This window comes from Novosphingobium sp. (assembly GCF_032093395.1).
Classification (GTDB): Bacteria; Pseudomonadota; Alphaproteobacteria; order Sphingomonadales; family Sphingomonadaceae; genus Novosphingobium.
Genome location: NZ_DAMDBA010000057.1, coordinates 10,282 through 33,933 on the forward strand (window position 1 = coordinate 10,282; position 23,652 = coordinate 33,933).

At 62.4% G+C, this 23,652-nt stretch carries 17 protein-coding genes and 2 pseudogenes; 5 read left to right on the plus strand and 14 right to left on the minus strand.

The window, feature by feature from the left end; all coding sequences use genetic code 11:
* The 3 genes and pseudogenes from RT424_RS17140 to RT424_RS17150 all read left to right on the plus strand — a co-directional run.
* The coding region (locus RT424_RS17140) for an NAD(P)-dependent alcohol dehydrogenase (protein WP_313440706.1) at positions 1–971 on the plus strand (971 nt) is incomplete at its 5' end.
* 261 nt (positions 972–1,232) lie between these two features.
* Positions 1,233–1,478: pseudogene (locus RT424_RS17145) on the plus strand (nuclear transport factor 2 family protein); the annotation flags it as partial.
* 55 nt (positions 1,479–1,533) lie between these two features.
* Positions 1,534–1,911, plus strand: a pseudogene (locus RT424_RS17150) (SDR family NAD(P)-dependent oxidoreductase); the annotation flags it as partial.
* A 105-nt stretch (positions 1,912–2,016) separates the two neighbouring features.
* Here the strand turns inward: RT424_RS17150 and RT424_RS17155 are convergent.
* The 8 genes from RT424_RS17155 to RT424_RS17190 all read right to left on the minus strand — a co-directional run bounded on the left by RT424_RS17155 (position 2,017) and on the right by RT424_RS17190 (position 9,883).
* A complete protein-coding gene (locus RT424_RS17155; RefSeq protein ID WP_313440708.1) occupies positions 2,017–2,910 on the minus strand; it encodes an alpha/beta hydrolase in 894 nt (297 codons plus the stop codon).
* Between the two features lie 134 nt (positions 2,911–3,044).
* Positions 3,045–3,866, minus strand: coding sequence for an NAD(P)-dependent oxidoreductase (locus tag RT424_RS17160; RefSeq protein WP_313440710.1), 822 nt, complete (start codon positions 3,864–3,866; stop codon positions 3,045–3,047).
* A gap of 13 nt (positions 3,867–3,879) precedes the next feature.
* Complete coding sequence (locus RT424_RS17165; protein WP_313440712.1) at positions 3,880–4,665, minus strand: carboxymuconolactone decarboxylase family protein; 786 nt, start codon at positions 4,663–4,665, stop codon at positions 3,880–3,882.
* A gap of 28 nt (positions 4,666–4,693) precedes the next feature.
* Positions 4,694–5,551, minus strand: a complete 858-nt coding sequence (locus RT424_RS17170; RefSeq protein WP_313440714.1) for an SDR family oxidoreductase — start codon at positions 5,549–5,551, stop codon at positions 4,694–4,696.
* Between the two features lie 93 nt (positions 5,552–5,644).
* On the minus strand, positions 5,645–6,355 hold the full coding sequence (locus RT424_RS17175) for a TIM barrel protein (RefSeq protein WP_313440716.1): 711 nt from the start codon (positions 6,353–6,355) through the stop codon (positions 5,645–5,647).
* Positions 6,356–6,435: 80 nt separating this feature from the next.
* Positions 6,436–7,686, minus strand: coding sequence for an MBL fold metallo-hydrolase (locus RT424_RS17180; protein ID WP_313440718.1), 1,251 nt, complete (start codon positions 7,684–7,686; stop codon positions 6,436–6,438).
* A 92-nt stretch (positions 7,687–7,778) separates the two neighbouring features.
* Positions 7,779–9,068 (minus strand): sulfotransferase, encoded by a 1,290-nt coding sequence (locus RT424_RS17185; RefSeq protein ID WP_313440720.1) that lies wholly within the window; start codon positions 9,066–9,068, stop codon positions 7,779–7,781.
* Positions 9,065–9,883: an SDR family oxidoreductase gene (locus RT424_RS17190; protein WP_313440722.1), complete on the minus strand. Its 819-nt coding sequence runs from the start codon at positions 9,881–9,883 to the stop codon at positions 9,065–9,067. Before RT424_RS17190 ends, RT424_RS17185 begins: the two co-directional genes overlap by 4 nt.
* Positions 9,884–10,059: 176 nt before the next feature.
* Between RT424_RS17190 and RT424_RS17195 the strand changes: the two genes are divergently transcribed.
* Positions 10,060–10,800 carry a GntR family transcriptional regulator gene (locus RT424_RS17195; RefSeq protein ID WP_313440724.1) on the plus strand — a complete coding sequence of 247 codons (741 nt, stop codon included), beginning with the start codon at positions 10,060–10,062 and terminating at the stop codon, positions 10,798–10,800.
* Here RT424_RS17195 and RT424_RS17200 read toward each other — a convergent pair whose 3' ends face one another.
* Positions 10,801–11,640, minus strand: coding sequence for an SDR family oxidoreductase (locus tag RT424_RS17200; protein WP_313440726.1), 840 nt, complete (start codon positions 11,638–11,640; stop codon positions 10,801–10,803).
* Positions 11,641–11,664: 24 nt separating this feature from the next.
* Positions 11,665–12,975 (minus strand): MFS transporter, encoded by a 1,311-nt coding sequence (locus RT424_RS17205; RefSeq protein WP_313440728.1) that lies wholly within the window; start codon positions 12,973–12,975, stop codon positions 11,665–11,667.
* Between the two features lie 262 nt (positions 12,976–13,237).
* On the opposite strand from RT424_RS17205, the gene RT424_RS17210 reads away from it, so the two are divergent.
* Positions 13,238–15,973, plus strand: a complete 2,736-nt coding sequence (locus tag RT424_RS17210; protein ID WP_313440730.1) for a TonB-dependent receptor domain-containing protein — start codon at positions 13,238–13,240, stop codon at positions 15,971–15,973.
* Between the two features lie 631 nt (positions 15,974–16,604).
* On the opposite strand, the gene RT424_RS17215 is transcribed toward RT424_RS17210, so the two are convergent.
* The 4 genes from RT424_RS17215 to RT424_RS17230 form a co-directional block, all read right to left on the minus strand.
* Positions 16,605–18,278 carry a sulfatase gene (locus RT424_RS17215; RefSeq protein ID WP_313440732.1) on the minus strand — a complete coding sequence of 558 codons (1,674 nt, stop codon included), beginning with the start codon at positions 18,276–18,278 and terminating at the stop codon, positions 16,605–16,607.
* A 4-nt stretch (positions 18,279–18,282) separates the two neighbouring features.
* Positions 18,283–19,641 (minus strand): sulfatase, encoded by a 1,359-nt coding sequence (locus tag RT424_RS17220; RefSeq protein WP_313440734.1) that lies wholly within the window; start codon positions 19,639–19,641, stop codon positions 18,283–18,285.
* Positions 19,642–19,660: 19 nt separating this feature from the next.
* Positions 19,661–22,066 (minus strand): TonB-dependent receptor, encoded by a 2,406-nt coding sequence (locus tag RT424_RS17225; protein ID WP_313440736.1) that lies wholly within the window; start codon positions 22,064–22,066, stop codon positions 19,661–19,663.
* Between the two features lie 244 nt (positions 22,067–22,310).
* Positions 22,311–23,489, minus strand: a complete 1,179-nt coding sequence (locus tag RT424_RS17230; RefSeq protein WP_313440738.1) for an ROK family transcriptional regulator — start codon at positions 23,487–23,489, stop codon at positions 22,311–22,313.
* Positions 23,490–23,652: the final 163 nt, after the last annotated feature.

Here is a 23,652-nt window from a genome sequence, read left to right on the forward strand (position 1 = left end):
ATCGGCTCCGGCTTGGGCAATGTCCCTCGGTGCCCATCGGCCCTGGAGAGATCCGGGTTCGCGTGCGCGCAGCTTCGCTGAACTTCAGGGACGGCCTCGTCGTCGCAGGGGTTTTTCCCGCACCCGATGGTTTGATCCCACTGTCAGACGGTGCGGGCGAAGTCATCGAACTGGGAGAGGGCGTTACGCGGTTCGAGCTGGGCGACCGCGTGATCAGCCTTTTCCATCCCAATTGGGTTGACGGTCATATCGATCGCGCCGAGCTGAACAATTCTCCCGGCGGACCGGCCGATGGCTTCGCATGCGAGGAAGTCGTCCGGCCAGCCCGGCATTTCACGCGGGCACCCCGGAACCTCTCGTTCCTCGAAGCCGCGACGCTCCCCTGCGCCGGCGTGACGGCATGGCGCGCGGTCGTCGCAGACGGCGGAGTTAGGCCCGGGTCGCGTGTACTTATCCTGGGAACGGGCGGAGTGTCGCTATTTGCGCTGCAATTCGCCAAGGCAGCGGGCGCAACCGTCATTGCCGTCACTTCCTCGCGGGAAAAAGCGGATCGCTTGCACCTTCTTGGCGCGGATCACGTGATCGACCGAACCGCTACGCCGGAATGGAGCACGGCGGTGCTCGACCTGAGCGACGGTCTGGGCGTGGAGCATGTGATCGAGGTGGGCGGTCCCAACACGCTGGCGCAAAGCTTCCGGGCGGCGCGAACCGGAGCGCATGTCGCCATCATCGGGGCTACGGCGGGCTTCGAAACAGACACGATGCCTTTCGCGATCGTGCAGGCAAAGCGGCTGCGCTTGCAGGCCGTTACCGTGGGCAGTCGGCGGGACCAGCTCGACATGGTGCGCGCGATAGAGGCGCATGACCTGCACCCGGTGATCGATCGGGCCTTCCCACTTGAGAGATTTGCAGACGCGGTGGCGCACATGCGCTCGGGCACTCAGCTCGGCAAAGTCTGCCTGGAAATCTGAGGGGATTGAGGCGTGCCACGATTCAAACGGCAAATGGTACGATTTCCGAGAAGGACCTCGGCCGGGTCCTGATCCATGCGATATCCCGGCTCGATGACTTGAAAGCGGCCGGTTTCGATACGATCATCGATCTTACAGTTCTGGGGCCCCGGATTGCTCCACGATATCGCCGTGGAGCCAATGGCCGGGCACTTCGTTGCCGATATCGTCGAGGGTAACCTAGACCAAGCCAGGCGCGGCCAGCTTGGCAAGGAGGGGAAAATGAACCCAGAATTCACTCTGCTCGCCGATCGCGAGGCAATTCGCAATTCCATTGCCCGCCTGGCACGCGGCGAGGATCGTCGCAGCGCCGAGCTGATCCGCTCCTGCTGGTGGCCCGAAGCGCACTTCGACTACGGCGTCTATTCCGGCGACTTCGAAGCCTATCTTGCCTGGGTCGTCCCCGGCGCGGATGCGATCAAGGACACGCAGCATCTGATCGGGCAATCTTACATCGAACTCGACGGAGACCGGGCATCGGTGGAAAGCCACGTCTTCTACCACCACGTCGACATGGGCGAGGACGGGATCGATCGGCGGGCTATATTCGATGCCCAGCGTGGTAAACTACGCGGTTTCGAAGTCCGGGATGATCGGCTTCAACAACATCGTCGCGATAGAAGGCGCGGCTCGGGGAGTGAAGTCCAACATCATCCTGCCCGGCGCGGTGACGCGCATGGCCGAGGGCCTCGACATCTCGCAGTATCCGCCAATGGGGCCGGAACTCGTGGCGTCCGTTGTCGGGTGGCTGGCGCATGAGAGCTGCTCGGTTACAGGCGAGATGTACGTCTCCATGGGCGGCCGCGTCGCCCGTGCCTTCATTACCGAGACGGAAGGTCTCTACCGGCCGGACTGGTCCATCGATGCCGTTGGCGAGAATATCGATGCGATCCGCGATTCCATCCTCTTATGAACGTTCCATCCCGCTGAGGACGGCTTTTTCGCAGCACATGGCGAAAAGCTTCGACTTGGTGCGCGCCGGTTAACGGCGCGCACTCTTTGCCGGTCAGGGCGCTGCTTTGCGGGTCAGGAATCCCTGCATAGAAAGCCACGCGGTGAATTCGTCTAGCACGAGCGTCGTCGTCGTGTTTGGCTTTCCGAGCCCGAAACCATGGCTGCCCTGCTGGTAGCCATGGATCTCGACGGGCCGCTTGGCTGCTAGCCAGGCCTGCGCAATCGGAAAGCCCATCGAGGGAAATAGCGGATCGTCGAGAGCGATCGCATCGAACATTGGTGATGCATCTGCCGGAACGTCGATTTTTGCCTGCGGGCCATAGATGTACCCGAAGAAGGCAGGCCGCTCGCCCGGCTTCGCGGCAAGCACGGTCTGGAGCGACGTCATGGCGCCCGCCGAAAAGCCGATCATGCCGACGCGAGCGGGATCGATGCCCCATTTGGTGGCGTTTTCTCGCACCATCTTCAGCGCGGCAAGGCCGTCCTCGGTTGCCTGCGGATTGGTCAGCACCGGCTGCCTGGTTGGATCGGCAATGCCCGCCATCATCTTGGCCCAGACATATTTCCCAGCTTCCGCTTCGTCCTTGGGCGTAGGCAGGAGGCGATACTTCAGCACGAACGCGGCAATACCGCGATCTGCAAGGGCCTGCGCGACGTTCCAGCCCTCATGCGACATGGAAAGCGCCATGAAGGCACCGCCGGGCGCCACGATCACGGCGGCGCCGGTCGCTTTGGCCGGATCGGGTAGCACGGGGGTCAAAGTAGGCCGAGTTACGTTGCGGACTGCATAGTCCTTGCCGAAGTATTGGGCCCAGTTCTCGCTATCGACAGATCCGGGCGTTTTGGCGCCGTAGAGCGGGATGGCGCCCGTCTCGACCGGCGCGTTTGCCGGAGCCGGCGCGGGATAGTCGGCGGGCTGCGCCGCCGCACTACCTACTGCAGCCATACAGGCCACTGCCAAGGCAACATATGCCAACTTGCCCATTGTCATTCCGCATCTCCCCTGTTTTGTGAGAACGGGATGACATGCTCGAACGCATAGGGTCAAATAGGCTTTTTTGGCAGTGCCATAGCCATATTCTATGCTTGAGACCCGACCAATGCGGACGAGCAGGCCTCGATAAGAAATGGATCGGCAGCTGCCGCCAGAGACCGGGTTCCAGGGGCGTGCGGTAAGATTGCCTGCAGCAGATCGACGTCCTTGCGCAGCAGAGCGGCTCCGTGCGCAAATGCACCTGGTGCAGGCAAACGGGCATAGACTTCGAAGCCGAAGCTTCGACCACTGCTCGCCTTGATGAGTGCGGCCAGTGCGTCAGGCGCTATCCCAAGCAGGGCTCCGGCTTCCATTGCCGCGTGAGCAAGGCCCATGTTGGCAGCCATCAGCGAATTGTTGACGATCTTGGCACGCTGGCCCGAACCGCTCGCGCCAAGGTGTACCAGGGTGCCGGCAAAGCTCTCGAACACTAGCCTCGCCTGTTCGAAGGCTGCAGCGGTGCCGCCGCACATGACCGTCAACGTGCCGGCAGCGGCCGCGCCGCCTCCGCCGCTTACCGGCGCGTCGACGAACGCAACTCCGCGGGCCTCGCAAATTGTGGCGAGAGCCTCGCAGCTTTCAGGTAGGATCGTCGAGTGGATCGCGAGCAAGCTGCCCGGGCGCATCTCCGGGACCAAAGCGTCGCAGATCTGAGCCACTCCGGCATCGTCGACAACGCAGATGCCGACATGATCGGCATCCGCAGCCAGAGCGGCAATATCGTTGGCGGCCATCGCCCCCATGTCCACGAAGGATGCGAGGGCTTCGGGCCGCCTTGCCCAGACGGTCAGCGGGAAGCCGGCGGCAAGCATGCGTTCCGCCATCGGGCGGCCCTGGCTCCCAAGGCCGATGAAAGCGGTCTTCAGCATTTTCGGATTTTCCTCACGCATCCCAGGCGAGGCCTGCCTTGAAGTTCTTGATCATCGCCATGACCGCACCCTGGATCACCGAGGCTTTCGGCCATCCGGCATGCACAGCATACTGCAGCACGAACTCCTGAAGCTCGTCAGGCTCGCAGTTCCCGCTCGCCATGGCCGCGTAGAAATGTGTCTTGATCGGCGTTGTGGCGCAGCTCTCCGAAACGCCGACGAGGGTGACCCACCGCCGCGAGCGTTGGTCGAGGCCTGCGCGCTTCCACATCTCGCCGAACACGAAATTGTCGATCCCTGCCTCGAAGTAGGGTGTAACCGGCGGCGGGCCGGGAAAGCCCATGACGGCGTCGAACTCGTCGATACCCTGCTGGATGCGTTCAGCGGGGTTCCACGGCTCGATCCGGATCGGCGCAAACGGGCAGGGCGGGAGGGCGAGTTCTTCTGCGACTCGCGTGACGGCTCTGTCGAGCTCGATACCGCGTGACCATCCCGTATAGACCGCGAGATGCAGTGCGGCCTCTCGCAGTTCGATCTGGCTCAGATCGCTGCCCGCAAGGGCTCCGCGAATGTAGTCGTCAAGGACATCGACGGGTCCGTTGCTGGCTGCGGCACTGGCGATGGCGACGAGGTAGCGCGTCCGTATGTCAAGGCCCGGGCGGCTCCAGATTTCCGCAAAGATGAAGTCCCGCCAACCGGCCTCAACCGGGCTTGCTGGGGGAGGCAGGTCGCGGCCGACGACGGCCTTCCCGACAACTTGGCCGCGCTCGATGCGTTCCTTGGGATCAAGCAATTCCATGAGATTGTGTTCCTCTGGCGAGTTGGGCTCAGGCCTTGATGGAATCGATGACGTCCTGCGTGATGCCGGGACGCCCCGGATCGCCTGCGAGGAACTCCTGGTGCTTCTTCTCGACGAAAGCGTCAGGATCCGCAGCCCACTGCGTCAGCGTTTCCCAGGCCTCTTCATGCGTCGGGATGAGGATGCGGCCGGCTTCCATTCCGTCCGACAGGACTTTCGCCGTGTGCTGCTGCGTCATGACGCTCAGATGGCTGCCGGGCGCGCGCATCACATAGTTCTCGCTGAAATGCTTCATGGCATCGGGCGAGCTTGTCATGACGGGACCGGGGCAAAGGCAGCTCACCCGAATGCCGAACTGCTTCAGGTAGAGCGCGAGGTTCTGCGACATCGAAATCACTGCTGCCTTGGACGCGGCGTAGTGAACCCGGCTCGCGGCGAAGGGATAGAGCCCGGCGAAGCTGCCGGTATTGACGATATGGCCCGATCCGCGCTTCAGCATGCGCGGCACGATCAAGTTGTTGGCGCGGACCATGCCGAAGAGATTGACGTCGAACATCCGCTGCCATTCCGCCATCGGGATGTCTTCCGGATTGCCGCCCGAGAGGATTCCGGCATTGTTCATGTGGATGTCGAGAGGTCCGAGCGCTTTTTCCGCCGCATCGATGGTTGCGACGACCGAAGCATCATCCAGAACATTACAGTGAAGCCCCACAGCCTCGGTGCCGGCGTCTCTCAGGATCTGTGCGGTCTCTTCGGCCCCTTCGAGGCTGATATCGGCAACGGCAACGCGCGCCCCGCGGGCAGCCCATTCCTGGGCGATACGCCGGCCGATGTTCTGGCCGGCACCTATGATGAGTGCGGATTTACCCGCGAAAGTCTCGGACATTCCTACCTCTCCCATTCCGTTCTCGGGGCGCACCTTTTGCTGGCGCCCTATTTGTGCAGGCCGTTTACCGGCCCGTTCGCTCGGTTCCGATCCTTAGATTTTCATCGCGTAAAGCAGATCCGAAGCGGCCTTGATGCCGTCGCGAAGCTCATTTTCATTGGTTTCGGCAGTGTAGTCGGCCGGCACGACCTCAAGGTCGAAGACGCCTTCGTACCCGGCGTCGAGGATGTCGCCGAGCATGCGCTCGAGCGGCAAGTCCCCCTTGCCGATGTGCGAACGTCCGCCGGCAGATGAAATCGCGATATCGCCGATTTGCGCGAGCGCTAAATGCGGCATCGCCCGCTTCACGGTTTCGCGAAGGCCGCGCTCCGCCCAGTTGTTTCCGAAGTCCGAAACGATGCCAAGGCCAGTCACCTCGGCAATTTCGATTGCGTCGGAGAGGCTTCCGCAGAAGGATACATTGGTACGGAGGGTCGGCTCGAACGCCGCGATGACGCCGCGTTCCTGGCCATATTTGACGGTTGGAGCGACGGCCTCAGCAAACAGGGCGAGGTCCTCGTCCCAATCGCAGCTGACGGTCCGGCCGGTCGTGAAGTAGATCGAGTGGCCTTTGCGGCTCGCCACGAGATCGATCATGGCGCGGTGGACGGCGCGCGTCGAACTCCAGGTTGCGGGATCCCCAAGCTGGAAACCTGCTGTGATCAGCGTGCTGATGTGAATGCCGGCATCATCGAGAGCGTCAAGGTGACGCTCGGGGTCGTCCGCCACCTTGTTCATGAGAAGCCCGGCATGCTGCACGCCCATGTCCTTCCATAGCGCCAGTTCGCGCTCGAAGGGCCACTGGAACGAGCACATCGCATCGACGGAAAGGCGAGGGTGCATCATCAGTTGTCTCCCGCCAGCGCTGCTTCGAGGCGCCGGATTTCACTTTCAAGCCAGCGCACTTCGCTGAAGTTTTCCCGGCCCGCCGTGTCGAGGATGAGCCTCTGCGCATAGAGCTGGATTTCAAGGGCGCGGTGATAGTAGGGGGATGCAGGGGCAATTGCCTCGGCAATGTGCAGCGCCTTTAGAGGGGCATTGTCACCGAAGTACTTGGCGGCGAGATCGAGTGCTGCTGCATCGCCGCCTGCAAGCGCAATGAGGTCAGGCAGCACCGACTGGGGCGGTACCGAGTAAAGCTCGGTCGAGGATTCGTAACGGAACCACCCCAGATGTTCCTCCCAGATCGCGCGAACGATCCAGGGAACCTTGCCATGTCCTTGCGGGATCACGAGCTCCGGCGGGAGTTTGATCGTCTCCATCAGCTCCCACAGCGACTTGCCCGCGTTCATCCCCTTGAAAGTCTCGTCGCGCAGATACTGGGTGGCATCGCGCATCTTGGTGAGGCTGGCGCGAATGTTCGCAGCGCCGCGCACCGGTTCGCCGTGACCGGTGATCAGCACCTCCGGATTGAGGTCGATCACCCGCTGGACGCTGTCGATGTACCACTGGACGTAACGGTAGCGCTCGCCCCTGACGGTGTAGAGGTTCGGCACATGTCCGAAGAGCGGGCCGGTCATGTTGCCGGTGAAGACGATCTTCTCGCGGGGTAGCCAGACCACCAGCGAATCGACCGTTTCACCGCCCGGAACCGAATAGAGCTCGAATCGGCGGCCACCGAGTTCGAAGGTGTGCGCGTCGTGAAACGTGGTCGTCAGGACGGGCTCGGGCCGTTCGGTCAATTCCTGCTTCTGGTCGCGGCTCCACAGACGGCGAGAGCGCGCGCCCATGGCCTTGCCGAGGTCGCGGTACTGGGTGCGTACGAAAGGAAGGTTGGCCTGCCCGATCGTCTCCACGCCCGCAGCATTGAAGGTCGGCCAGCCACCGATGTGGTCTTCATGGCTCTGGGTGAAGACGATCTTGCGGATCGGCTTGTCCGTCACGGCATCGAAGCGGCGCTTGTTCTCGGCGGCGCTGTAGATGATGCCGGTGTTGATGAGGACGCTGCCCGCAGGCGTCGTTACCAGATAGAGGTTCGAGACGTCCTTCGACATGTAGATGCCGTTGCCCAGATCGACGGCATCCTGCTTGCCCAAGCCGTCGTTGATGATCTGGGCGTTAAGGGGTTGGTTGGCATCGCGAGTGATCGATTGCATATCTTTGGCTCCCGCCGTGGTGGGAATGGTCAGCAGCGCGATGAATGCCAACTCGCATCGCAAGTTCTCATGCCACCGGCTGTTTGATCGCATCATTTCACTTCCTGTTTCACCTGAAAGCGATCGGTGTAGAATGCGAAGCGTTGGCGCAGGGCAGGGATGTCCAGACTGAAATCGCCGGCAAGGTCATAGACGACGCGTCCGTCCTTCCCGCGCGGATGACTGTCCATGTAGGCGCGCATGTCGGCGATGCTCTCCTCGCTCGATTCCAGCTCGGCAAACCCAAGCACCCGCTGGGCGGTGCCGATGTCGTCGGCGATGACGTCGCCAAACAGGATGTCGAGTCGCTGACCGACAGGAACGGCATCCATGTCGCGCAAGTACGCCCGTAGCATCCGCTCGATACGATCGACCCAGTAGGTGACATGGGCCTGGATGTCTGGCTGCTTCTGGTGTGCGAGCACCGAGAGTCCGCGCATCGTCAGCACCGATTGCAGCAGTGCCAGCGGATCGCGGTGGATCTGGACGATGTAGGCGTCCGGATAGTTGGCGATAAGTGCGGGGATCTGCTCGCTGTGCTGATTGCCCTTGAGGATCCAGCGCCGTTCCGATGGGAACTGCAGGGCGATCGCTTTGAGCATGCGCTTGCCATAGGCGTAGTGCGGGGTCTGATCGTGCCCGAGCAGGTAGTCGCGCCACGCCGGCACCTCGGCCATCCATTCCCACTGGTAGGTCGTGAAATCGGGCATCTGCAGCTCGTTCTCGCCGCAGGCATGATCGGGCGAATGCTCGTGCATCGCCGCCATGATCGCGTTCTGCTTCATCCGGTCCCAATGCGCGCTGGAGCGCACCCAGCGCGGATCGAGCCCGTCCTCGCCGGCCGTTTCACCAGGCGCCAGTACCGCTTCCGATCCGAGGTAGACCGGGAGATGACGCAGTCTCCGATCAGCGGCGATAAGGTTTTCAAGATGCGTCGTGCCGGAGCGCGGTAGACCGACGATGATGATCGGACGGTCGATGACTTCGGCGTCGACTTGCGGGTGGCTGTCGAGGAATGCCTTGTTCTTGAGCCGGTTGGCTGCCTGCTTGACGCATGCGCTGCGGAACTGGGCTTTGGCGAAGCGCCAGAGGTTTGCGTTGGCCGCGACTTCGTCGGCGAGCACGGCGAGACGTTCGGTGAAATCCATCGGGCCGAAATCGCTAAGGCCCGTCTGTGCTTTGGCATCGGCAAGGATGCTCTCGACGCTCATGTCGAGCGGCTCGGCTTCGGCAGCTTCTAGTGCGGCCTGGCGCTCGGGCGCGATCTTGGGGGCGCGGAACTGCTCGACCCGGAAGACCTTGGTCTGGACCTTTTCGGCGTCCTTGATGGGTGCGACGCTCATGCCCGGCGCTCCGCAGAGGTGTTGAGTTTGCCGGCGTTGGCCATCCAGCCGCCGTCAACGCGAACGAGGTCGCCCGTGTGATACCGTGAGGCATCGCTCATGAAGTAGACGCCGATTCCTTCGAAGTCGGCAGGGTTGCCGAAGCGCGGGATCGGACAGCGCTCGCGTACCTGACTGCCGAGCGGGGAATCCGGTCCCTGGTCCTTGACCGTTTCGCTCTCGGTATAGCCCGGGCAAACCGTGTTTGCGCGAATGCCGTATTTGCCCAGGTCGACGGCGATGCCGCGCGCCAGCGCCGCCATCGCGCCCTTCGAAGCGTTGTAATGCTGCATGCCGATCGATCCGGTGACGGCCGAAAGGCTGGCGCAGAACAGGATCGATCCGCCCGGATCGCCGGCTTCGGCGCGGGTTCGCATGTGCCTTGCCGCCTCGCGGGCGAGGTAGAAGGCGCCGTGCTGATTGACCGAGAGCAGGTCGTGCCATGCTTCACCGGTCATGTTGGTGAAGCAGCCCTGGTTCTTCATGAGACCCGCGTTGGCAATGGCGCCGTCGACACGTCCCATTTCCTCGCCCGCCTCGGCGAAGGCTTCGATCACGCGGGCCTCGTCGGCGACGTCGACCACTTGCGTGAAGACATTGCCGCCGAACTCCGCGAGTTCCCGGGCGGCCTCTTCGTTTCGATCCTGACGGCGGCCCCAAATGACGACATCGCCGCCGGCACGCGCGATCCCACGCGCAAAGCCGAGCCCGATGCCGGCATTGCCGCCGGAAATCACGACGACGCGGCCGCTCATGTCCCAAGGAAGACGTGACATGTCTCTCTCCAAAATGAGTCCTGTTTGGTTATGGAGCACGCGATGCGCCCCGACTCTTGTCGATGTTCGTTTTAAAAAGGATACTCAAAGACTGTCAAGCATGGCATAGGGCTGCCCGTATCGCCCAGACGAACAGACTGGACGAAGCGACCGGTTTCGTGTTTTGAAAATGCGGGATGGACAAGCGCAAAAGCAAAACGGCTCTCGACGCCGCAGCGGACAAGTTGAGAGAGATGGTCCTTGCTCGCGAGCCAGGGGCTTACATTGGTCGGGAAGAGGCCCTGATTGCCGAGCTTGGCTTTGCGCGAGCCACGGTTCGGCAAGCTGCAAGACTGGTGGAGCGCGAGGGTTTCCTTACGGTTCGTCGTGGCAATTCGGGCGGTTATTTCGCGTCCCGACCAGACTCGTCGACCATCGAATCCATTGTCAGCATGTACTTGTCGATGATGGATGTGCCGCCCGAGGATATTACCGTTATCGCCACTGCGTTATGGGTTGAGGCCATGCGCAAGGCAGCCCGCGCTCCCCATGATCTGATCGTTGAGAGAACGTCTGACCTTGTGGAGCGCACCCGGGCAGTTTCTGACGATGCAGGGTTCAACGAGGTCCGCGAACTCGAGCGTGAGACACAAGACGTCGTTTTCGGACTTGCCGACAGCGCCTACATCAAGCTGATTTTCGACATCAACGTCGCGTTTTCGCGCAGGACCTACCAGGGGCCTGCCGCAGACGATGTCTCACCGGAGCACCGCCGCTTCGTCCAGAGCTGGCGCAACGCCCGGCTGATGGAATTCGGGGCACTGTTTCAGGGGGACCCGGAGCTTGCCGTTATCGCCAGCCAGTACAGCCGCAAGGTCTGGGCGCGCCGCATCCGGGCGCGTTTCCAGATGAAGGAAGTGCAGGAAGAGCTCGACTGATCAGGAGTGGGTGAGGGCGGCGCTCAGCCCTCCGTCGACCAGTAGGTCGGTGCCGCTGATGAACGCAGCACGGTCCGACACGAGGAATTCCACCGCGTCTGCGATCTCGTGCATCGACCCTTCCCTTTTGAGGGGGCTTCGGGCGAACATCCGCGCCTTGTTCGGGCTTTCCGCATAAGCGCCTTTGCCCATGGGGGTGGCGATCATGCCGGGCGATAGGGAAACGATGCGAGCTCCTTTCTGCCCCCAATCAGCCGCCGCAGAACGAGCAAGCGTCATCAGTCCGATCTTCGAGAGTGCATAGGCTGCCGACGGGGTTGCCACTTGCACGCCAAGATGGGCTGCAAGGCGAGGGGCCAGTTCCGGATTCGTCGGATCTGAAAGGATCTCGGCGGCCGCACTGTCGGCGCTCGAAAGGTGGGCGGCCATCGAGGCGATCAGCACTGCGCACGCACCCGGTAGCGCAAGCGGTAGGAGCTCGCGTGCGACAAGTGCCGGGCCGCGCAGATTGACGTTGACGATCGCCGCAAAATCGCCAGCAGCAATCGATAGGCCGGCGACATGGACGAGGGATCTGAAGCCCCCTCGCTCGCGGATCACATTGCCAAGTTCTGCAACCGAGGTCTCTACCGTCACGTCGCAGCCCAGCGGCGTGGCCTCGCCGCCTTCCTCGATAAGCGCGGCCGCCTGGCGGGCGGCCAAGACAGCGTTTATGTCGGCAAGGACGATGTGATGGTTTTGCGCCAGGCGCCGGGCAATGGCCATCCCAAGGCCACCTGCTCCCACGACGATCGCGAGCGGTAACTCGCTGCGCGTTCCTGCATACTCCGAAGACATCATGCGATCCTTACCCTGAAGCAGACCTCAAGCCGCAACCGGAACCTGTGCGTTCCAATCCGGATAGCTGCGCAAGCTGAAGACCAGGCCGCCGGAAATGAGGGAAATGGCAACGCCAACCAACAGAAGGGGCGTGTAGCTGCCGAAGTGATCGTAGGATGCACCTGCGGCCAGCGGACCGATGGCCGATGCAAGCGCAATGACGCTGGTCATGAACCCGAAGATCGTCCCGTAATTGCGCATGCCGGCATACCTTGCCGTCAAGTAGCTACAGAGCTGGATCTTGGTGCCAGCTGCGTATCCGCTGATCATGATGCCGATCACGATGGTCACGGGGGTTGCGATCCCCGACATCAGCAGGGGCCAGCCCACTGCCGTTGAGGCAAGCGTGATGCCGCCGACGATCCGGGCATGATACCGATCGATCAAGGTCCCGGAAATGAGTTTGCCCATTACACCCGCGACACCGGACAGGCTTACCAGCCAGGCAGCTTGGGTCCGGCTCATACCCGCTTCGACGAGGATCGGAAACTGGTGCACGACGACGGCTATCGTGACGGTCAGAACGAGGAAAGTCGCTGCTGCGACCTTCCAGAGGGAAACGTCTCGCCAGGCTTCGCTGATACCGAGGCCGGGTAGGCTCACAGAAGCAACACTGACATCTGCAGGCTGAAGTGTACGCTGGCGCGCCCGGTCACGCAGGTCGAACAAGAAGAAGACAGACAGCAGCAGCGCGAACCCACCCCACCCCAGGCCAAGGACTACATAGGCGGTCCGCCATCCAAACATTGCGATGAGATAATTGGAAAGCGGCGGTGCCACGACTTGCGCAAGAGCCGTGCCGGACATCGTCACCCCTAATGCCAGCCCCTTGCCAACCCTGAACACACTCGCAATCGCAGTGGACCACAGGGTCGATTGAACGAGAAGTGCCACGACGCCCCAGGCGATCCACAGACCCAGCCATTGGGTCATAGTGCCGTTGACCTGCGAAAAGGCCGCGATTGCAATGCTGGTCAGGACAAGCCCGGGCAAGGCCAGTCGGCGTGATCCGTGACGGTCGATCAGAATGCCGATGAATGGCGAGCACAAGATCGACAGTATCGAGGCGATGGCCATGCCGAGCGACAGTTCGGTGCGGCCCCAGTGGAACTCGGCGCCGAGCGGATCCATGAAAACGCCGGCTGCCGCGGTCATGAATGACATGAACGAAAAACCGATGCAGGCCGCAAGCACCATCGGCCAGTAGCGACGCCATTCCGCGCGCGCCGTTTCAAGCTGCTCCAAGTCCAGCTCTCCCATTTTTAAGCGCCGCTTCGCGCGGTCGTTTGTGCGCAATGTTGTGCTGCATAGATGAAGCGGAGTCTACTGCAAAAGGGCACTGTTATAGATGTAGGTGCAGATCTTCGCTCGGGCGTTACGGTAAAGCTTTATCGGACAAATCTGACGGTGAGGCGTGTAAAAGCAACGATATGGATCGAGATTCATCGCACACTCGATCAGTTCATCGCTTTCGCCATCGACTCTTCCTGCCGACTATTTTGCTGAGTTATCGATTTAGAGTGTCCTAAATAAATCGAGACGCAGGGAGAGAGAGTTGATGTTGCCTACCAGTTTGCGCGCGCGCAGGTTTACCCTCGCGGCGGGTGTCGCTGCGATTTCGCTGCTGCCCGCATGCGCCTTCGCGCAGGAAGACGATGCACGGCCCAAGGCCTCCAGCGACAACGAGATCGTCGTGACCGGCACTCTGATTCGCGGGATCGCGCCGGCCGGCTCGAATGTCGTCGGAATTACCGAAGAACAATCGAAGGTATCCGGAGGCACTTCGACGAACGAGGTTCTGGCCAGCCTGCCGCAAGTCTCGAACTTCTTCGGCATCGTGCCGGCCGGCGTCTCACCGGTTTCAGGCGCAAATGCGAGCAATCCGATCGCGCGCCCCAACCTTCGCGCGCTGCCCGCCGCGAACACGAGTGGCGGTGCCCAGACCCTGGTGCTGATAGACGGCCACCGCGTGGTAGGCGCCGGCACCCAGCAACTCGCGGTCGATCCGGACATCATTCCGCCCGCAGCGGTCGAGCGTGTCGAAGCGATGCTCGACGGTGGATCGGCGGTCTATGGTTCGGATGCCCTGGGCGGCGTGCTCAACTTCATGACCCGCAAGACCTATGATGGCGTCAAGATCGACGCGCGGGTCGGCATCGGCGACGACTACACCTCCTACGACACCGGCTTTATCGCAGGCAAGAAGTGGGACGGAGGCGGGCTCTACGTCGCCTACAATTTCTCCAAGCACGACGCGATCTACGGATCCGATCGCAAGTGGGTGAAGCGGATCGACTGGAATACCGGCGTGCCCGTTGGGCGCAACTGCGCGAATCCGACGGTTTCGGTCGGAAGCAACACCTATCTGGTCTCGGGCAAGAGCCTCGTCGCAGGCAGTCCCAATACCTGCGATCCGTCGGATGACACCGCGATCTATCCCGCGGCAGAACTGCACAGCGCAATGGCGCGCTTCACGCAAGATCTGGGCAGCTCGCTCAGTGTCGACATCACCGCGCTCTATGCCAACCGGCAGACCCGAGGGAACGGCGGTGCTCTTGGAACGCTGGGCAACACGACCGGTACGGTTACGATCAGCCCGTCCAATCCCAACTATATCAGCACCGGCGGCGGCGATGCGGGCAAGACGCAGACGGTGCGCTTCAACTATGCCTCGGTCGATGGCGATCGCTCGCAGACCCAGAAGACCGATCTGGAGACCTGGAGCATATCGCCCTCGCTGACTTATGACATGGGTTCGGGGTGGCAGTCGCGCGCGCTGTTCAGCTATGGCAACAGCCGCGTTTCGTACCGGAACAACCTGATCGACCCGGTCGCACAGGCGGCAGCGCTCGCAAACGGCACGCTCAATCCCTACGATCTGGCAGCGACCGATCCCGCCGTACTCTCGAACATCCTCGACGGATACGAGCAGGGCTACGGCCGAAACGAGCTGTTCAACTATCGCTTCATCGTCGACGGTCCGCTCTTCAAACTTCCCGGCGGCGATCTGCGAGCCGCGCTCGGCGCTGAATACATGCGCGACATCTTCCAGCGCCAGACCACCGATGCCAGCCTGAGGTGGCTGCCCCGCGACGATTACACCCAAACGGTGAAATCGCTGTTCGGTGAACTTCAGGCTCCGATCGTGACGGGGGGCGGGGCGGGCCTTACCGAGCTCATTCTCTCGGCCTCGGCGCGCTACGACAAGTACAACGACTTCGGCGATACCTTCAATCCGAAGTTCGCGCTGACCTACAAGCCGATCGACTGGATCTCGATCCGGGCAAACTGGGGCAAGTCGTTTACGGCACCGTCGCCGGTCGATCAGCTCGGTCCACAATCCGCGACGGCCACCCTCATTCCAGGCCAATATCTGGCGCCGCCGCCGGGATATTCGTTCGCGACCGGCGAAACCGGCGTCTATCTCGGGAACGGTTCGGTCACCGGCCTGACCCCGCAAAAGGCCAAAAGCTGGTCGATCGGCGCGACCATCGAGCCGCCTGTGGTCGATGGTCTGACGCTTAGCGCGTCCTATTACGTCATCAATCTCAACGGGACGATCGGCCGCCCGGTGACCGGAACGGGGCTCACCGACTTCTACAACAATTTCCCGAACCTGTGGACCTACAGGCCCACGGGCCAGCAGTTGGCCCAGATCCTCGCCGGCCTTGCCAATCCGAACAACATCGGGTTCACGTTGCTCAATCCGACATCGACGGATCAGGCTCTGGTTAGTGTTGGGGGTAGCGGCGCGACGCCGGTCGGCGTTGCACTCGATACCCTGGTTCGCAACCTCGGCAAGACGGACCTCAGCGGCATCGACTTCGACGCGAGCTACGTTCTCGACACCAGCTTTGCGTCATTCGACGCGCGCATTGCCGGCAATATCCGCCTTAAGCAGGACACCAAGGCCAGCCCGACCGCGGCTCTCGTCGACGACCTGATGTACGGCCAGCCCAAGACCAAGTTCACGGCCTCGGTCGGCGCGACGATCGACAAGCTGCGAGCGCAGGCCACGCTCTACCATGTCTCGGGCTTCGAACGGGCTGACCAGGGTCAGGCGTCGGCGTTCGGCCAGACCCGCATCGGCGCTTTCGATACGGTCGATCTCTACTTCCGCTACACCTTCTCGGGAACGGGGATCACTGACGGACTTGCTCTCTCGCTCAACGTCAAGAACGTGCTGAATTCCGTCCCACCGGTCTACAAGAACGTCGGGCAGAACGGCTACGATCCGAGTAACGCGTTCACGCTCGGACGCGTTTTCCAGCTCGGTGTTGAAAAAGCGTTCTAAACAGTGGGTGCCCCTTGGCAAAGCGGCGAACCCCGCCGCCTTGCCAGGGCTTCCCCTGCAATCGCAGTCGCGGCTTGGCGCGGGAGTTGAGTTGCCTGGTATCACAGGTGTTCAATCCGAAAGGCACTAATGAGATGGCGCTCTCTTCAGCAAGCGGACGCAAACAGCAGATTAACCATCAGGCTCGAGATCCGGTCGCGCAATGGATGGCAGAATCGGCCTCCCAGATGATCCAGGCGCGAATATTGCGGCATGGACCAGAGTCTCGGGGTGCGGAAGGCACGCGCGCACTGCCAGGCTCACGGTTTAAAAAAGGGTTGGCGTACTTACGCAGTCCTCCTTTCCGTAAACCAAGGTGATTGCCATCGGTCTTCCCTCAGGCCGGCGCGGCACAAGTACCGAGAACCCCTTGTGTCCGTGCCGAAGCTCGGAATTCAGCCGGCGCAGCATGGCTTCAACCCGGCGCCGCTGCGATGAACGGGATCTTTCACTCCAGCCGACAATTAAGGCGTGTACCTTTATGGCCGCTGAAAGCATCGCCGCCATCGTCATGTTCTGGATCTGATTATCAGTACGAACCCATGTCGCTTTGTGCAACGCATCCAACGAGGCATCAGCATGGGCATCGAGATCAATCGCGGGGTGGGTGGTAAAGGCGGCCTGCCCGGTCGGCTTCGAGCTTTGGTTTGGAATCCGGAAAGAGGCCGTTCATTTTACCCGGGAGATTGGGCTTTACATACCATTCGGCCGGGAAGTCGGCTGCATGGACACCGTTTTGGTCGCGAAGGACGAGACCCGAGCTGGTTTTCTCCGTGAACGGAACCGAATGACTTCCGCGGCGATCGGCCAATTGCGCGAACAGCGCCTTTCGCAGCGCGATCTTCCTGTCCAGCCAGGCAGGATCATCAATGAGGTTGTGCATCTCCTCGGGGTCGTGGGCGAGGTCGTAAAGCTCTTCCGTATCCCACACGCCCTGATACTGGATGTACTTCACCCGGTCGCGGGTGATGGCGAACGTGGTAGGGGTCTGCGGGAAGCTCCATTCCCAGAAATATTCGTAGACGAAATCGCCCGGATGCCATGCCGCAGCCGGCTCCTTGCCTTCGACGAGGCTGAGGAAACTGGTGCCCTCCATCTGCGAGGGCCGCGAGACATGGGCGACGTCGAGAAAGGTCGGAGCGAGATCGAGGTTGCGCACGGTCGAGGCAACGATCTCGCCCTTGGGAACATGGCCCGGCGCCCAGACCAGCATCGGCACCCGCACGGAAGGTTCGTAGGCATTGCGCTTGTCGATCAGGCCGTGTTCGCCGAACAGAAAGCCGTTGTCCGAATAGAACACCACCATGGTGTTCTTCTCAAGATGGTTCCGGCGCAGATAGCCCAGCACGCGTCCCAGGCTATCGTCCACGGCGCTGAGCGTGCGGTAGTAGCTGCGGATCGTCTCGGTCAGCGAGGCATCGGTGTGATAGGGGAAGTCGGCGCCGTGCCAGCTGTTGCGCTGGTTGCGCACCCAGATCGGCTTGCCCCGGTTGTTATCCTTGGTGTCAGCCATGCTGGCGGGAAGGGTTATCCTGAGATCCGCGTACTGAGCCTTGTGCCGTTCGGCGGGTACGGTGTCGGAATGGACGGCCTTGTGGCTGAGGTAGAGGAAGAACGGCCTGGAAGGATCGCGACCATGTTCCAGCCAGTCCATCGCATAGTCGGTGAGTTCGTCGGTGATGTAGCCGCGCCGGTCGACGCGCGTGCCGTCGACGTTGAGCGTCTGGCGTTTGCCTGCCGCGATCTGGGCGGGAGAGAGTTGATCGGTGGACAGATAGGTGCCCTGGCCCTTGAAACTGACCCAGCGATCGAAGCCGGAGCGCGGGGCATCGGTGTCGTTGCCCATGTGCCACTTGCCGAAGAAGCCGGTCTGATACCCCGCCTGCTGGAGATAGCGGGGGAAGAAGACCAGGCCCTGTTCCGAAGAACCGTTGTTGTCGATCACGCCGTGGTTGCGCGCGGTCATGCCGGTCAGGATCGTCGCCCGGCTCGGCGAGCACAGCGACGAGGTTACCACGGCATTGGGGAAGTAGGCGCCGTTCTTCGCGAGGTAATCGATGTTCGGGGTCTTGAGGCCCGGCGTCAGGAAACCCATGGCGTCGAAGCGCAAGTCATCGACCAGCACGAAGACCATGTTCATCGGCCGCTCCGCAGAGCGATCGACGGACGCCTCGGCGTCTGCCTTCGGCGGCTGCGCGACAAGCGGAGAGGTCAGGGCGCCGAAGGCAAGCAGCGCAGCGCGAAAGGCTTTTAGGCGAGGCGTCATGGCGTCAATCCTGATGGCCATTGCCGCTTGTGGCGGCCTGCGGCGCAGCTTGAGGGGCAGGCGTGCGGAAGCGGGCGTACCGTTCGCGCGCCGAGGCGAGCCGCGCCTGCATTTCGGCGACGACTTGCGGATGGCGATCCGCCACGCTGTAGCTTTCCGAGGTGTCGCGGGCGATATCGTAGAGCTGGGGATATTTGCCGTCGGTCGGGAACAGGCGCCCGCGGAAGTAGTCGGCGGCGACGAATTTCCATTGCTGGGTGCGGATCGCGACCGGCTCCTCGTCCTCGAAGAGCACGAGTTCGTCGTGGGGCGAAAGCGCCGTCCTGCCTGCGAGAAGAGCGCCGATATCCCGGCCGTCGAGTTCCACTCCGGCCGGAAGCGCGGTGTCGGCAAGTGCGCAGAACGTGGGCAGGAAGTCGATCGACATGCCGATCGCGGATGACCTGCGGTCGGCGGGAACCGTGCCGGGCTGCCAGGCGATCATCGGCACGCGGTAGCCGCCGTCATAGCCGCCTCCGCCCTTGCGCTGCCGGAGACCGCCCGCCGATCCCTCGAACCAGGGGCCGTTGTCCGACGTGAAGATCACCAGCGTGTCGCGTTCGAGGCCGAGGGCCTTGAGGCGGCGGAGCAGGCGGCCGACGATATCGTCGATCTCTTCCACCACGTCGCCATAGGCACCTGCCTCGGAGCGTCCGGCAAAGGGCTTTCGCGGGTACTCGGGCAGATGGGGCGCGCTCAGCGCAAGTTCGACGAAGAAGGGACGCGCCGCGTTCTCGCCGATGAACTTTTCGGCTTCCTCGTAGAACCGCTGCTGAAGGGACGGGTAATCAACCGCTTCCTCGCGGATCGGCCCGTCCTTTCGTACATCGAAAAGCGAAAGCGGGCTCATGTCGTGGCTATAGGGAATGCCGAAGAAGCGGTCGAAGCCGTGATGGGTCGGCAGCCAGTCCGGTCCGGTATGGCCCAGATGCCACTTGCCGAACAAGCCGGTGGCATAACCCGCCGGACGGAGCGCATCGGCGATCGTGACTTCGCTTTTCGGCAGAACCCGCGTGTCGCCGCGCAGGATCACCCCGCGTCCAAGGCCCGTGCGCACCGGATAGCGCCCGGTCAGCAGGCCCGCGCGCGAGGGCGTGCAGAGGTTCGCGGCGGCATAGAAATCGGTGAAGACGCTGCCCTGCCTCGCCATTCGGTCGAGGTTCGGTGTGGCGATGGCCCGGCCGCCGGTCGCGCCGATATCGCCGTAGCCCATGTCGTCGCACAGGATCACGATGAAGTTGGGCTTGCGCCGGGGAGCCGCAAAGGCGGTCCCCGGCGCAAGTGCCAGAACGGAAGATGTCGCAAGAAACTGGCGGCGATTCATGGGTTAACTCCCGAGGCGATCAGAAACGTACCCCCACCGATGCGCCGAAGTAGCGGTCCGCATCCTTGTTGTAGGTGGCGTTGAGGTCATAGGGATTGGCGGTCGTCGCCAGCAGCGAGTTGTGGGCGATGCTGGTCAGGTAGTTCGTGTCGAACAGGTTCTTCACGAACAGTGTCAGGCTGTAGCGTCCGTCGATCTGGCGCAAGCCGATGCTCGCATCTACCAGCGTGTAAGACGGCTGCACGAGCAGGGGGTCCTGCTCGACGGCGAAATTCTGTGCACTCTGGAAGCTGACGTTGACCTGGGCGAAACCTGCAAGATGGCCGCCGATCGGCGCCTCGTAACGGGGAGAGAGCGCAATGCGCCAGCGCGGGCTGGCGGGCAGTGCCGCGCCTCGCAGATTCTGCTGCGGCGTGGCGCCGGTCGCAGTGCGGTAGCAGACATTGATCGGCTTGCCGCTCATGACCTGTGCGGCGGCCTGATACTGGAGCGGACAGTTGAGACCGTCGATGTCGATGGTCGCGTCGAGATAGGTGACTGCCGCAGTGAGGCTGAGCCGTTCGGACGGACGTGCGGTGGCTTCAAGTTCGAAGCCCTTGCTGCGCGACTTCCCGGCATTGGTCGGCACGAACTGCACCACCCCGGTCTGCGGGTCGGAGCGGTTGGCCTGGACCTGAAGGTTGGTGTAGTCGGCAAGGAACAGTGCGCCGCTCAGGCTGAAGCTGCCGTCGGCGGTCTGGCCCTTGAAGCCGACCTCGTAGGCGTTGACGTGTTCGGGCTGGACCACGTCCTGGTTCGCGAAGTCGGTCGCGATCTCCATGTTGTAGCCCAGGCCCTTGTAGCCGCGCGTATAGGTCGCATAGACCTGTGCATTGCGGCTGAACTCGTATTGCAGCCCTGCCTTGCCAGTAAGCGCGGTATCGTCGGCGGTGATCGAGCCGCTTGTGTTTCCGTTCGAGGGGAAGATCTGGTCGCCAGCGACGATCGGCGCGGTGCGGGTTCCGCTGTTCGTGCCCTTCTCGTATTGCAGACGCAGACCGGCAATGGCCTTGAGGCCGCCGATGATCCTGTAGTCGGCCTGCCCGAATGCGGCGACGCTGTCCTGCTTCAGCCGTGCGACGCTGGATGCGGACTGCCAGACGATGTTCGCCGCATCGCAGGGCTGGCCGAACGTGCCTGCCGTGCAGCGCGCGCGCCTGCGATCGAACGGTCGATCGACGGTGCTATGCGAATAGTAGACGCCGGCAACGTAGTTGAAATCGCCGGTTCCGTTATTGGCGATGCGCAGTTCCTGGCTGATGGCCTTGAGGTCCACCTTGCCGTGGTTCTGGTTGAACAGGCTGTAGGCCGCCCCGGTGCCCAGGAACAGCGGCGTCGCGGCATCGATGCGGTCGATTGGCTGGTTCACTTCGAGCCTGTAGCGCTGATAGGCGCTGATCGAGGTAATCGTCGCCCCGCCGAGGTTCCAGTCACCCTGTAGCGAATAGGTCTGCTGGCTGGAGTTGGCGTAAGTCTCGGTATCGTCGCTGATCTCGCGGTTGGTGCGGCTGGGGGTAATCGGGCCGATCAGGCTTTTGAGGGCCGTCGTCTGGACGCTGGTCAGCGTCGAGGAGCAACACAGCGCATCGGTCTTGCGATACTCGCCCGCCAGCAGGAAATTGAGGTTGTCGCTCGCGTCCCATTCCAGCTTTCCGCGGAGGCCCCAGCTCTTGGAGCCATTGACCCAGCGGTCGGTCGCGACATTGCGGGTGATGCCGCGCACGTCGTTGTAGAACCCGGTCAGGCGTGCCCGAAGCTGATCGGTGATGGGACCGGAGACCGTGCCGCGCACGCGGTACTCGCCATGCTCGGCAACAGTGGCGTCGGCATTGCCCTCGAAATCGCGACTGGGCCGCGCCGTGGTCACGTTGATGAGACCGGCGGTCGCGTTCTTGCCGAACAGCGTGCCTTGCGGGCCTCTCAGGACCTCGACCTGCTCGATGTCCGCGAAGTCGGTGAATCCCTGCGCCTGGCGGACGGCGACGACGCCGTCGACGACCGTCGAGACCGAAGATTCGATGCCCTGCCCGAAGATCGAGGTGCCGATGCCGCGAATGCGGAAGCTGGTATTGGTGGGGTTGGACCCTTGCTGGAACGTCAGCGAGGGGATGGCGGCGACCAATCCGGCAGAATCGTTGATCTGCCGCCGTGCCAGAGCCTCGCCTCCGATCGCTGTCACCGAAAGCGGAACATCCTGAAGGCGCTCGTTGCGTTTTTGGGCCGTGACCACGATCTCGCCCTGTCCGTCAGCCTCATTCGTCCCCGTCGCCGATTGGGCAAAGGCCGGAGAGACCAAGCCGTTTGCCGCGACAACGACAAAGGCGGTCACGCCGAGAGAAAGGCGAGCGCGTGCGCCGGACAGGCCGGAAAATCGAGAGATAGACATGATGCCCCTTTTGCGAGCCGGATGCCGCGCGAGACGCACATGACCGGCTTTCGATGTGATTTTCGAAAAAAGAGGCCGGCTGACGTTGACGTCTCACAGGCCGTCAAACCCGTGGCGGGATTGCCCCCTGGGCCGCCGGACATGACCGGACGCTCATGCCCGGATTATTTGGTAAGGTCACTAAACTAATTCTTCGCGGCGGAAAAAGTGGCTTTTTCTGCCGGCGAGACGGTCGGATCTCGCCTCAGCCCCGGTAGATCTGCTCCAGTGCAAAGGAGGTGGCGCCGAGGCGATAGTCCGTCTGGGAAACAAGGCGCAGTTCGGTGATCGTGGTCTCGTGCAGTTCCGGGAGAAGTTCGCTTGCAAGGACCTTGTCGAAGGAAGGGCGGATCAGGCGCAACAGTTCGGGCCGATCGATGCCGATGATTACGCGCCCGGGATCCAGCCCGTTGATATGACTGGCCGTCGCCGCGCCGAGAGCGCGACCGGCGGCTTCGAAGACCGAGACAGCAGTCTCATTGCCGGCCAGCGCGTCGGTTTGCGCGGCGTGATACCAGTGATCGACCTCCTGGATGCTGCTGGCGGTGACTTTGGATGCCCCAGCATAGGTCTGAGCGATGGCGATGACGCTTGCATAAGCGATCGTGCAACCCGAACCGCCGCAATGGCATGGCCTGCCTGCCTCGAACGCCAGTTTGGTGTGCGCGAATTCGCTGCCGATGCCGTTGGCGCCCGTCTGGAGTTGGCCGTCGACATAACGCGCGGCGTTGATGCCCCGCCCTACCAGACCGATGAAGCTGAAGTTTTCCGATCCATGGCCGGATCCGAACCAGTGCTCCCCCCGGGCCAGGACCGTCGTACGATTGTCGATGGTCGTCGCAATGCCCAGGCGATCCTGGAGAAATTCGCCGAGGCCGAATGGCGCATGCGCTGAGCCGGGCGTCAACCAATGGACGATCCCTTTCCTTCGGTCGATCCTCGCCGGAAGGACCATGGCGAGATGTCGCAGAGCATGTGCGGGCAGGCCCGCGCGATCGACGATTTCGGCCAAAGCCTCGGCAAGCTGGTGTGAGAATTCCTGCGGGTTGCGCAGCGAACCAAGGCGCGCGCTGGACGAAAGAACCGCGGATCCTCCCAGATCGACCACCTCGAAGAGAACAGATCCGTCTGTCCAGACCAGCGCGCTCAGGGCGTAGGCCGCTCCGGGCACCAGCCACAGACCAAAGTTGGGGCGCCCGCGCCGGTCGCCGTCCTGTTTCTTCTCGATCAGGAAGCCGTTTTGCAGAAGATCCGCAGCGACCGGAGTTAGTGCCGCCTTCGTAAGACCCATCAGGCTCGCCAGTTCCGACCTCGAAATGCCATCGGATCGGCGGATCAACTTGAGGGCGCGCATGCGGGTGTTATCGGCACTGGTTTGGCTCATCGCAGCGAATTACTCGCGATGAGTCTGTTTCGGCAAACAAAGATCGGCAATTAATTGTTCGCTTAAGTCCTATGGGCGGCGGTGCAGCATGGCAAGCATCGAGCAGGTAGCCTCGCCCCGGCCATGGACTTCGCCGCCGGGGCGTTGCAGACAGAAGTCATGG